Annotated in this window: 8 protein-coding genes; 3 read left to right on the plus strand and 5 right to left on the minus strand. The window is 63.4% G+C overall.

The window, feature by feature from the left end:
- The first annotated feature begins 44 nt into the window (after positions 1 to 44).
- Positions 45 to 2,150 (plus strand): ATP-dependent DNA helicase RecG, encoded by a 2,106-nt coding sequence (gene recG / locus AC6CIG_RS25145; protein WP_437407706.1) that lies wholly within the window; start codon positions 45 to 47, stop codon positions 2,148 to 2,150.
- An 18-nt stretch (positions 2,151 to 2,168) separates the two neighbouring features.
- Here the strand turns inward: recG and AC6CIG_RS25150 are convergent, their stop codons facing one another.
- The 5 genes from AC6CIG_RS25150 to AC6CIG_RS25170 all read right to left on the minus strand — a co-directional run bounded on the left by AC6CIG_RS25150 (position 2,169) and on the right by AC6CIG_RS25170 (position 8,614).
- Entirely contained in the window at positions 2,169 to 2,861 is a 693-nt protein-coding gene (locus tag AC6CIG_RS25150) for a DUF502 domain-containing protein (RefSeq protein WP_018094976.1), read from the minus strand.
- 18 nt (positions 2,862 to 2,879) lie between these two features.
- Positions 2,880 to 3,377: a GNAT family N-acetyltransferase gene (locus AC6CIG_RS25155; protein ID WP_437412231.1), complete on the minus strand. Its 498-nt coding sequence runs from the start codon at positions 3,375 to 3,377 to the stop codon at positions 2,880 to 2,882.
- On the minus strand, positions 3,374 to 5,200 hold the full coding sequence (glmS, locus tag AC6CIG_RS25160; protein ID WP_437407704.1) for a glutamine--fructose-6-phosphate transaminase (isomerizing): 1,827 nt from the start codon (positions 5,198 to 5,200) through the stop codon (positions 3,374 to 3,376). Before glmS ends, AC6CIG_RS25155 begins: the two co-directional genes overlap by 4 nt.
- A 243-nt stretch (positions 5,201 to 5,443) precedes the next feature.
- On the minus strand, positions 5,444 to 6,814 hold the full coding sequence (gene glmU / locus AC6CIG_RS25165) for a bifunctional UDP-N-acetylglucosamine diphosphorylase/glucosamine-1-phosphate N-acetyltransferase GlmU (protein WP_437407703.1): 1,371 nt from the start codon (positions 6,812 to 6,814) through the stop codon (positions 5,444 to 5,446).
- Between the two features lie 153 nt (positions 6,815 to 6,967).
- Positions 6,968 to 8,614 carry a Na/Pi cotransporter family protein gene (locus AC6CIG_RS25170; RefSeq protein WP_437407702.1) on the minus strand — a complete coding sequence of 549 codons (1,647 nt, stop codon included), beginning with the start codon at positions 8,612 to 8,614 and terminating at the stop codon, positions 6,968 to 6,970.
- A 351-nt stretch (positions 8,615 to 8,965) separates the two neighbouring features.
- Between AC6CIG_RS25170 and AC6CIG_RS25175 the strand changes: the two genes are divergently transcribed.
- Both AC6CIG_RS25175 and trpD read left to right on the plus strand, forming a co-directional pair.
- Positions 8,966 to 10,858 (plus strand): peptidylprolyl isomerase, encoded by a 1,893-nt coding sequence (locus AC6CIG_RS25175; protein ID WP_437407701.1) that lies wholly within the window; start codon positions 8,966 to 8,968, stop codon positions 10,856 to 10,858.
- 18 nt (positions 10,859 to 10,876) lie between these two features.
- Positions 10,877 to 11,890 (plus strand): anthranilate phosphoribosyltransferase, encoded by a 1,014-nt coding sequence (gene trpD / locus AC6CIG_RS25180; RefSeq protein ID WP_437407700.1) that lies wholly within the window; start codon positions 10,877 to 10,879, stop codon positions 11,888 to 11,890.
- The last annotated feature ends 7 nt before the right edge of the window (positions 11,891 to 11,897 follow it).

An 11,897-nucleotide genomic window follows, 5' to 3' on the forward strand; every position in this document is an offset into this window, starting at 1 on the left:
GTCAGCCTTGCCAAAGGCGGAATTATCGTCGCAATTTCATTGCTATGCGCCCTGCCCTGCTCGATCCGCTGTTTTCGCCCCTCGACACCTTGCCCGGCATCGGCCCGAAGACCGGCGAACTTTACGCGCGCCTGCTCGGGCGCGAGACGGTCGAAGACTGCCGCGTGGTCGATCTTGTGTTCCATATCCCTCATTCGCTGATCGATCGTCGCCGCCAACCCGGAATCGCCTATGCTCCTGATGGGTCGATCGTCACCATCACCGGACGTGTCGACCGGCACCAACCGGCTCCCGGCGGCAGATCGAACGCGCCCTATCGCGTCTTTCTCCACGACGAGACCGGCGAACTGGCGCTCACCTTCTTTCGCGTCAGGGGCAACTGGCTCGAGAAGGCCCTGCCCATCGATGAGACGGTGATCGTCAGCGGCAAGGTGGACTGGTTCAACGGGCGCGCTTCCATGGTCCACCCGGACTACATGGTCCGCGCGGCCGAATCGGAGAACATGCCGCTCGTCGAGCCTGTCTACGGGTTGACGGCGGGTCTGACCTCGAGGCCCCTTCGCAAGTCGATCGAGGCGGCAGTGGCACGCGTCCCGGACCTGCCGGAATGGCTGGATGAGGCACTTCTGCGCCAACAGGGCTTCAAGAGCGCCAAAGAAAGCTTCCAGCGCCTGCACGAACCGCGGGACGAAACCGATGTCGACGCACAGGCGCCCGCGCGCCGCCGGATCGCCTATGACGAGTTCCTGGCGGGGCAGCTTTCGCTCTCGCTGGTTCGCCAGCGATTGCGCAAAGTCGCCGGTACACCGATTCATCCGACCGGCCGGTTGAGCGGTCCGGTAATCGCCGCCCTGCCCTTCTCCTTGACGAAAAGCCAGTCGGCGGCCGTCGACGAGATCCTTGCCGACATGTCCGGAGCCGACCGCATGCTGCGGCTGCTGCAGGGGGACGTCGGCTCCGGCAAGACGGCCGTGGCCTTGATGGCGATGCTGGCGGCGGTGGAATCCGGCGGCCAGGCCGTGCTGATGGCGCCGACGGAAATTCTCGCGCGGCAGCACCACGCCACGCTTTCGCGAATGGCCGCGCCGGCGGGCATCACGATCGATATCCTCACCGGCAGGACGAAGGGCAAGGAACGGAACGCGATACTGGAACGCATTGCCTCCGGCGAGACGCAGATGGTCATCGGCACGCACGCACTCTTCCAGGACGCCGTGATCTATCGCCAGCTCGTCCTCGCCGTGGTCGACGAGCAGCATCGTTTCGGCGTGCATCAGAGGCTGCGGCTGACGGCCAAGGGTATCTCTCCGCACATGCTCGTCATGACCGCGACCCCAATTCCGAGAACACTCGTGCTCGCCGCCTTCGGCGACATGGATGTATCGAAGCTCACCGAGAAGCCGGCAGGGCGCAAGCCGATCCAGACCGTCACGATACCGAACGAACGTACGGAGGAGATCGTGGAAAGGCTCGACGCAGCGCTCCGGCAGGGCAAGAAGGCCTATTGGATCTGCCCGCTCGTCGAGGAGTCCGAGGAGACCGACGCCATGTCCGCCGATGAGCGCTACCAGAGCCTTGCTCGACGGTTCGGCAAGGATGTCGGCCTGGTGCACGGGCGCATGGCAGGGCCCGACAAGGACGCCGTCATGCTCGCCTTCAAGAACGGTGAAATCCGTTTGCTCGTGGCCACGACGGTCGTCGAGGTGGGCGTGGACGTGCCGGATGCAACTATCATGGTCATCGAGCACGCCGAACGCTTCGGCCTTGCGCAACTGCACCAGTTACGCGGCCGCGTAGGGCGCGGCGACGAAGCCTCGACCTGCATCCTTTTGTACAAGAGCCCGCCCAGCGAAGCGGGGCGCGCGCGTCTTTCGGTCCTGCGTGAAAGCGAAGACGGCTTCCTGATCGCCGAGGAGGACCTGAAGCTGCGCGGCGAAGGCGAGCTTCTCGGCACGCGGCAGTCCGGCACGCCGGGTTTCCTCATCGCAAGCCTCGAGTCGCATGCCGACCTCCTGGAGATGGCGCGCAAGGATGCGGCCTATGTCATAGACAGGGATCCGGAACTGACGTCGGAACGCGGTCAGGCGCTCAGGACGCTGCTCTATCTCTTCCGGCGCGACGAGGCGATCCGGTTCCTGCGGGCCGGCTGATCATCAACTCCCGGAACCTCATACGCTCTCCTGCTGTTTGATCGCACGCGGGGGCGCATTGGCCAGCGGGTTGTAATCCGGCGCAACGAGGCCTCCGGAGATCAGCAGCTTCGCAGCATCCTCGGCGCTCATCTGCAGAGGAATGATCTTGTCGCGCGGCACGAAGAGCAGGAAGCCGGCGGTGGGGATCGGCGTCGGAGGCAGGAAGACCGTCACCATGTCCATGCCGCGCTCGTCGAACCTGGCGGCGATCTCGCCCTTCACATCGGTGGCGATAAAGACCAGCGACCACAGCCCGGGGCTTGGATATTCGATCAGCCCCGCCCTCTTGAACGAGGACGACTGGTCCTGCAGCACGGTCTGGAAGATCTGCTTCAGCGACTTGTAGATGGAGCGGACGAGCGGCGTCCGGTTGAGGAGCGACTCACCGAAGTTGATGATCGAACGTCCGACGAGATTCGCGGTCAGGAAACCGACCAGGGTGATGGCCACCACGGCGACGAGCAGCCCGAACCCCGGGATCGCGATCGGCAGATAATTATCCGGGTTATAGAAACTCGGCAGATACGGTTTCACCCAACCGTCGGCCCACTCGATAAAGGAGCGGACCAGCCACACCGTGATCGCCAGCGGCGCGCAGATGATAAGCCCGGTGAGAAAGTAGTTGCGCAGCCGGGCCGCGATGATGCCGCTTTTGGAACTTTCCGTCATGCCGTTGCCATCGATCCGTCAGTCCGCTCCGAAGGAGGGATGATAAGTGACGGTGCCGGAAACCAGCCCTCCCGACAAGGGTAAAGCCATGAAATATTGCGGCGCACAACCCGGAAAAACAAGAGCAGGCTCGTTGCGGAACCCGAATCTCTCGTAGAAGGCCGGATTGCCCGCGAGGACGCAGCCTGAAGCCCCGGCTTTGCGCAGCATGTCGAGCCCGCGCCGCACAAGTGCGCTCCCCGTGCCGCGTCCTTGCCGATCCGGCCGCACCGACACGGGACCGAGCCCGTACCAGCCGACCGCGAACGGAGTGATCGTGACAGGCGAAAATGCGATGTGACCGATCACCTCGCCCTCTTCCTCGGCAACGAGGGAAAGCGTCATCGCGTCCTCGGAGCGCAGTCGGTCGATGATCCGGGCTTCCGTCTGGTCGCTATAGGGCTGCCCGGCGAAAGCCGCCTCGGTAATCTGCCGGATCGTCTCGGCATCGCCCGCGGTTTCCGGTCGGATGATCATTCGACCGTCACCGATTTGGCGAGGTTGCGCGGCTGGTCCACGTCGGTCCCCATGAAGACGGCCGTATGGTAGGCGAGTAGCTGGACCGGCAATGAGAAGATCATCGGCGCGATGATCTCGTCGACTTCCGGCAGCACGATCGTGTGCATCGTATCGAGCTTCGACGCGGCCGCACCTTTCTCATCGGTTATCAGGATGATGCGGCCGCCGCGCGCGGCCACCTCCTGCATGTTCGATACCGTCTTGTCGTAGAAGCGGTCATGCGGCGCGATGACGATGACGGGCATGTTTTCGTCGATCAAGGCGATCGGTCCGTGCTTCAGCTCGCCCGCGGCGTAACCTTCGGCGTGGATATACGAAATCTCCTTGAGCTTCAGCGCCCCTTCCATTGCCAGCGGGAAGCTGGTGCCGCGGCCGAGATAGAGCACGTCGTGGCATTTGGACAGTTCGCGCGACAGACTCTCGATCTTCGGCTGGATGCTGTTCAGCACCTGCCCCATGATGCGCGGCATTTCGGCAAGGCTCTTTACGAGCGCCTGCTCCTCTTCGTCGCTGATCGTCCCGCGGGCCTTGCCCGCGCCGACGGCGAGTGCGGCCAGAACCGCAAGCTGGCAGGTGAAGGCCTTGGTCGAGGCGACGCCGATCTCGGGGCCCGCAAGGATTGGAAAGACCGCGTCGGATTCCCGCGCGATGCTCGACTCGCGGGCGTTGACGACCGCGCCGATCTTGAGGCCGTGCTCCTTGCAATATCTCAGGGACGCCAGAGTGTCGGCGGTCTCGCCCGACTGCGAGATGAAAAGAGCCGCCGACTGCGGCGACAGCGGTATCTCGCGGTAGCGGAATTCGGATGCGACGTCGATTTCGACTGGCAGGCGGGCATAGCGCTCGAACCAGTATTTGCCGATCAGGCCGGCGAGATAAGCGGTGCCGCAGGCAGAGATCGCCAGGCTCGGGATCTTGCCGAAATCGATGGCGTCGGAAATCGGAACGACACGATTCTCTATGAAATTGACATAGTGCCCGAGAGCATGGGCGATGACCTCCGGCTGCTCATAGATCTCCTTCTCCATGAAATGGCGATGGTTGCCCTTGTCCACCAGAAAGGCAGCAGCCGTCGAAATCTGGCGCGGACGCTCGACGACATTGCCGTCGAAATCGAAGATATGGACGCCGGTCTTGCCGATGATGGCCCAGTCACCATCGATGAGGTAGGTGATTTCATTGGTGAAGGGCGCAAGCGCGATCGCGTCCGAACCCAGGAACATCTCGCCGTTGCCGTGGCCGATCGCCAGCGGCGGTCCGTTGCGCGCCGCCATGATGGTCGACCGATCGTCTTCGAAAAGGACGGCCAGTGCGTAGGCGCCCTTGACGCGCTTCAGCATGGCATGCATCGCCTCGCGCCGCCCAAGGCCGTCCCGGCGAAACTTTGCCAGAAGATGCGCGACGACCTCGGTGTCCGTCTCCGTCTGGAATTCGGCGCCTGCCGCTGCAAGCTCGTCCTTGAGCTCGGCGAAATTCTCGATGATGCCGTTGTGAACCACGGCGACGCCTTCGGTGAAATGCGGGTGGGCGTTGCGTTCCGTGGGTGCTCCATGGGTTGCCCAGCGCGTGTGGGCGATGCCGATGGTGCCGGCCAGAGGCTCCTCTCTCAACCTGCTCTCGAGGTTGACCAGCTTGCCCTCGGCGCGCCGGCGCTGCAGCTTTCCCCCGTCGATCGTCGCGACGCCGGCCGAATCATAGCCGCGATACTCCAGGCGCTTCAATGCTTCGACCAGCCGCTCCGATACCGGCTGATTCCCGACGATGCCAACAATCCCGCACATATCCCTCTCCGCGTCTCTTCACGCCCTGCGGCGTATCAGCTCAAAAGTAACGACCACTGCATGTTTCCCCGAGTCGTACCGGCTCAAGGACAGGAATATGCAGCAGCTCTAAAATGCCGCAGCGACCATTGCGCGTCTGACAAACGCGCGGCGCCGCAGGTGCCCGTTGAAAGCCTTGGTAGCGAAATTGCGTCGCGACGCAATCCGTTTTGATTTCACTTTCAGTTTCAATATTTAATGCGTCTACTCCGCGGCCTTTGCCCGCTTCCTGGCTACCTTTTCCGCCTCGTAGCGCCCGCGCAATACGGGCGCCCTGCCGGGCTTGATGTCCTGGCGCGCACGGCCGAAAGCGACCGCATCCTCCGGCACGTCTTCCGTGATGACGCTTCCGGACGCCACGAGCGCCCCGTCGCCGATCGAAACCGGAGCGACGAGCGACGAATTGGAGCCTATGAAGGCGTTCGCGCCGATGCGGGTGACATGCTTGTTCACGCCATCGTAGTTGCAGGTAATGGTACCGGCGCCGATATTGGATCCGGCGCCGACGAAGGCGTCGCCGATATAGGTGAGGTGATTGACCTTGGCTCCGGCACCGATCTCCGCGTTCTTCACCTCGCAGAAATTGCCGACCTTCGACTTCGCTCCGAGGTCGGCACCCGGGCGCAGGCGCGCGAAAGGTCCAACCGTAGCGCCGGCACGGACGTGAGCGCCTTCCAGATGGGAGAAGGCGTGGATGACCGCACCGCTTTCCACGCGCACGCCGGGCCCGAAGACGACGTTCGGCTCGAGGAGAACGTCCTGGGCAAGTGTGGTGTCCCATGAGAGGAAGACGGTCTCGGGTGCGATCATCGACACGCCCGCCAGCATCAGTTCGTGACGACGGCGCTGCTGCCAGAGGCGCTCGATATAGGCAAGCTCGGCGCGGGTGTTGCAGCCGGTGAGTTCTTCTTCGGGCGCTTCGACAGCGATTGCACGGCCACCGAGGGACCGCACGATCTCGACGAGATCGGTCAGGTAGTATTCGCCTTTCGCATTGGCGTTGCCGATCCGGTCCAGGAGATCGAGGGCCTTGCGGCCGTCGATCGCCATCAGCCCGCCATTGCAATAGGTGATGCGGCGCTCCTCGTCGGAGGCGTCCCGGTGTTCTCGGATGGCGACCAGCGCTCCATCCTTCACGATGAGACGCCCGTATCCGGTCGGGTCCGCCGCCTGGAAGCCAATCACCACGACGTCATCTCCGGCCGCAAGCCCGTCGCGGGCAGCCTTCAAGGGTGCGGCGGTGATAAGCGGCGTGTCTCCGAAAACCACGAGAACGTCGTCATAGCCTCTCGCGATCGCATCTCGGGCAGCAAGCACGGCGTGGGCGGTCCCAAGTCGCTCTTTCTGAAGAAAGGACGTGACGGCCACTTCGCCGGTAGCCGCCGCTGCAGACACGGCATCCGCATCGCGCCCGACGACCAGCGCCACATCGGAGATCGATGCACTCGCCAGGGCGTCGACGACGTGGGCGATCATCGGTCGCCCGGCAACCGGATGCAGCACCTTCGACATGGCCGATTTCATCCGCGTGCTCTCGCCAGCCGCCAGGATGATCGCCAGGCAAGTCCGTTCCATACTCTGATCTCCTTGATACCCTCTCGGGACATTTTTCCGACGCGGCGTCTCGCGCCTGCCCGCGCGCTTTTTGCGCGTTCCTATCAGCAACATATTGCGAGAACCATAATTCGCACAATCACGTCGCGTTAATCCGGTTCAAACCGTATGATATCAGCCCGGCGGCCGCAGACGGCTTTCGGTGAGCAGGCCGCTCTCCTCCAGAATGGGATAGGCGACGGAGGCGATGTGCGCGTTGATGCGCTTCAGGTCCCGCAGCATGTCGAGGTGCAGCGAACTGGTTTGCAGGCTTTCCAGAAGGCCATCACGCAACCGCTCCAGGTGGCGCTCTGCGGAGCGTTTCTCCATATGCCGCACGTCGACCTTGACCTCGATGAGATGACGCGCCAGGTCGGCATTGCGGGTGACGAAGATGGTCTGCGCGATGCGCAGATTGTCGATGGTGAGGTTGAAAAGGCCCTTCAGCTCCTGATAGCCATCCTCCGAGAACCGCAAGCCGCCCCTCACCTTCTTGGCGATCTGTTCACAGAGACCCTTTTCGATGATGTCGCCCATGTGCTCGAGATTGATCGCGTAGTCGATGATCACGATCGAACGGCGCCCGTCCTCCTCGTTCAAACCATCGCGGCCAAGCCGGGACAGAAAAATCTTCACTTCCTGCTGCAGGAGGTCGACCTGCCGCTCGATATTCTCGATATCGCCCAATTCGTTGACATCATTCTTGCTGAACGCCTCGGAGGTTCGCAACAGCATGACCTCGATCAGGTCGCCCACCCTCAGGACCTCTCGCGTGGCGCCGGAAAGAGCCATCACCGGCGTATCGAGCGCCGCCTCATCGAGGTAGCGCGGCCCGGTTTCGGCCGCTTCGTCGTCGGGGAAGAACCGGTTCATGGTGCGGGCGAGCAACCCCGCAAAGGGCCAGGCAACCATCGCCAACAGCAGATTGAACAGCAGGTGAACGTCGACGGGCAGGTTCTGCCGCGGCAGCGGCAGGCTCTGCAGGAAGTCGGCGCTGGCGCCAACCGCCGGAAGGGCGATGAGACAGCCGATGCCGCGCACCACGAGATTGCCCAGCGTGACCCGGCGGGCCGCCGGCGGCGAGCCGAGCGTGGTGATGACCGGCGGGATCGCGCCACCGAGATTGGCACCGAGCACCAGAGCGACCGTCAATACGGGAGAAAGCACGCCGGCGGTTGAAAGCGACAGCACCAGCATGACGACGGCGAGGCTGGACGATGACGCAAAGGCAAGGCCGGCCGCAATGATCATCGCCACCGGCAAGGCGTTGTCGAGCATGCCGAGAAACGCTCCCAGAGCCTGGGATTGGCGCATCGGCTCGGTCGCCGTGCCGAGCAGTTCGAGCGACAGAAGCATCAGACCGATGCCCACGAGCGCGTAGCCGGCGCCCTGGCGCGCGCTCGACCGGCTCAGGCGGTGTGTGGCCACGCCTGCGAGGATGAGCAGCGGCGAAAGCCATCCGATGCCAAGTGCGACGATCCAGGCCGTCATCGCCGTGCCGACATTGGCGCCCAGCAGCACGATCTGCGCCATCTGCGAACGGATGAGTCCCTTCTCGACGAACGAGGCCGTCATCAGTGCCGTGGCCGTCGAGCTCTGCAGCCCGAGCGTTGCGACGAGCCCCGTCGCAAAAGCCCGGAAGGGACCGTTCGTTCCGCGCGCAAGGCCTGCGCGCAGGCGCGCCCCGAAGGCACGCGTCACCCCGTCCTTGACCAGCGACAGGCCGAAGAGCAGCAGCGCAACTGCACCAAAGAGATTGACCATCACGATCGTGGACTGCATGGAGGTGATTTCCCGTAATGGCCGGCGGATCGAAAGTCCCGGTGGAGTATCGAAAAACGATTCCCATCAGTTTGCCACACCGGGGCGCGCTTCCAACGCCTAATTTGCAGCTCGCTTTAAGTTGCCGGCTAACAAATTCCGACATTGCCTTCGTCGTTAGCGCCTTTTGCAGCCTTTGCTCTTGAATGCCCCAGCAGCCCTGATGCGCGCTGTCATGGCGATGGGGTGGCAAGTTCAACTCCGCCGGCGGCAATTTGCGACGAACCGGCCTTCAATTCCTCTCTGGTTTGTTCTAAGGAACGAATTCATTCGGCGTAATGCCGACGCATCCCAACGAGGTTTTCTGCCCCCATGCTCGACTCCCTGAGAAACGCTGCCCAGACCCGGGTCGTCAAAGGCCTGCTGGCCCTTCTCATCCTCTCATTCATGGTGTGGGGTGGTCAGACGTTGATGGTGCCAAGCACTCCCAATGCGGTCGTTACCGTCGGCGACATCAAGGTATCGGCGAGCGACTTTCGCCTGGCTTACGAACGGCAGATCGCCCTGCTCTCGCGCCAGCTCGGTACGCCTTTGTCGCGCCAGCAGGCACAAGCCTTTGGCGTCGAGAACCAGGTCTACGCCCAGCTCGTCGCCGGTGCCGCCCTCGACCAGCTCGCTACCGACATGAATCTCGGTCTTTCGGAAGACAGGCTTGCGCGGCTGATCGGCGAAGACCCGGCCTTCCATGGCGTCAACGGGCAGTTCGACCGGCTGACATTTTCGAGCGTGCTGCGCAATGCCGGGCTGACCGAGCAGGATTACATCAACAACCGCAGCCAGGTCGCGGTTCGATCGCAGATCGTCGATGCGCTCACGGATGGTTACACGGCGCCCAAGGTACTCGTCGACGCCATTGGCAATTACCGTCACGAGACGCGCACGATCGACTATCTGCTGCTTTCCAACGCAAATATCGATGCGGTCAAAACGCCGGGCGACGAGGTGCTCGCGCCCTGGTTCGAAAGCCGCAAGGCGAACTATCGCGCTCCGGAATACCGCAAGATCAGCTACATCAAGCTGGAGCCCGAGGACCTGGCCGCCCCCGACGCCGTGACGGAGGAAGAGCTTCGCGCCGATTATGAGAAGCGCAAGGAGAGCTACCGCACGCCGGCAACGAGGACGGTCGAGCAGCTCACCTTCCCGTCGCGCGAGGCCGCCGACGCCGCGGCCGCCAAGCTTGCGGCCGGCACGTCCTTCGACGATCTGGTCAAGGCCGAGGGCAAGACGTCGGCAGATGTACTGCTCGGCGACTTCACCAAGGAGCGCATGCCGGACGCAAAGATTGCCGATGCAGCCTTTGCCGTTGCCCAGGATGGCGGCACCACGCCCGTCGTCGAAGGTGCATTCGGCCCGGTCATCCTGCGCGTAACCAACATCCGGCCCGATGCGGTTCGCAGCTTTGACGAAGTCAAGGAAGAACTGCGCAAGGAAATCGCCCTCGACGCCGCCCGCGAGCAGCTCGTCGGTCTTCATGACAAGATCGAAGATGAACGCGCCGGCGGCGTGACCGTCAAGGAGATCGCCGAACAGCTGAAGCTCAAGCTCGTCACGGTCGACGCGGTCGACGCTTCCGGCAAGGATCAAAACGGCGACGAAGTTAAGGACCTTCCGGAACCGCGCGCCCTTCTCCAGGAAGTCTTCAAGGCTGATGTCGGAACGGATACCCTTGCCGTCAATATCGGGCGCGACGGCTCCGCATGGTACGATGTCGAGGAAATCATTCCGGCCCGGGACCGGACGCTTGACGAAGTGCGCGACGAAGTGGCCGCCGACTGGACTGCGGAGCAGCAGCGCGCGGCACTGGCCGCCAAGGCGAAGGAACTCAAGGAACGCATCGAGAAGGGCGCCAAGCTCGCCGATATCGCAAGCGAACTCGGCCTTGTCGTCGAGACCAAGACCGGGCTGACCCGCGGGACCAACGATGCGAGTCTGAGCCCTGCCGCGGTGATCGCGGCCTTCGGCGGCCCGAACGGCCATGTCGCCAATGCCCCGGGGATCGGCGGCGATGGCCAGGTGCTCATGCAGGTTACATCGGTCGAAGAGAAAGCGCCTGCCGACGCCCTCGACAACGACAGCAGCCAGATCGAAGCGATTGCGCGCGCGAGCGGTGACGACATCCTGGATCAGATGGTCTCCACCTTGCAAACCGCCTACGGCGTTTCGATCAACCAGTCGCTTGCCGAAACGGCCCTGGCGCAACGGTGACGACGGAGAAGCGAACCCATGAGTGATTTGAAACCGTTCGTCGCGAAGGTCGCAGCGCGCGAGGCACTGAGTCGCGAGGATGCGCGCGCGGCCTTCGAGATCATCATGTCCGGAGCCGCCACGCCATCGCAGATCGGCGGTTTTCTGATGGCGCTCCGGGTGCGTGGCGAAACGGTCGACGAGATCGTGGGCGCGGTCGGCGCCATGCGCGCACGCATGTTGCCCGTGGAAGCGCCTGACGGTGCGATCGACATCGTCGGCACGGGCGGCGACGGTGCCGGTACCTACAACATTTCCACACTCGCCGCGCTGATCGTCGCGGGTGCCGGTGTACCGGTCGCCAAGCATGGCAACCGCGCGCTCAGCTCGAAGTCCGGAACGGCCGATGCGCTCTCCTGCCTCGGGGTCAATCTCGATATCGGACCCGCGACAATCTCGCGCTGTATTGCCGAAGCTGGTCTCGGCTTCATGTTCGCCCAGCAGCACCATTCGGCAATGCGCCACGTCGGCCCGACGCGGGTGGAACTTGGAACGAGAACCATTTTCAATCTGCTCGGCCCCCTCGCCAACCCCGCCGGCGTCAGGCAGCAGCTCGTCGGCGTCTATGCGCCGCAATGGGTCGACCCGCTCGCGGAAGTGCTCCGCGATCTCGGTTCGGAAAGCGTCTGGGTCGTGCATGGCGAAGGGCTCGACGAGATCACGACCACCGGCGTGACCAAAGTGGCGGCGCTCAAGGACGGCACGATCACCAACTTCGAGCTGACGCCGGCCGATTTCGGCCTCGAACGGGTGTCGCTCGATGCCTTGAAGGGCGGAGACGGAGCCCACAATGCCGCTGCGTTGCAGGCCGTTCTCGACGGCGCGGAAAATGCCTACCGGGACATTTCCCTTGCGAATGCCGCCGCGTCGTTGATGATAGCAGGGCGCGCCAGGGACCTGTCCGAAGGCATGGCGCTGGCCCGGCAATCGCTTTCGAGCGGCGGTGCCAAGGTCGCCTTGCAGCGGTTGATCACCGTCTCGAACGCGGCTTGAGGAGAAG

Source organism: Sinorhizobium sp. GQ132 (genome assembly GCF_059758575.1).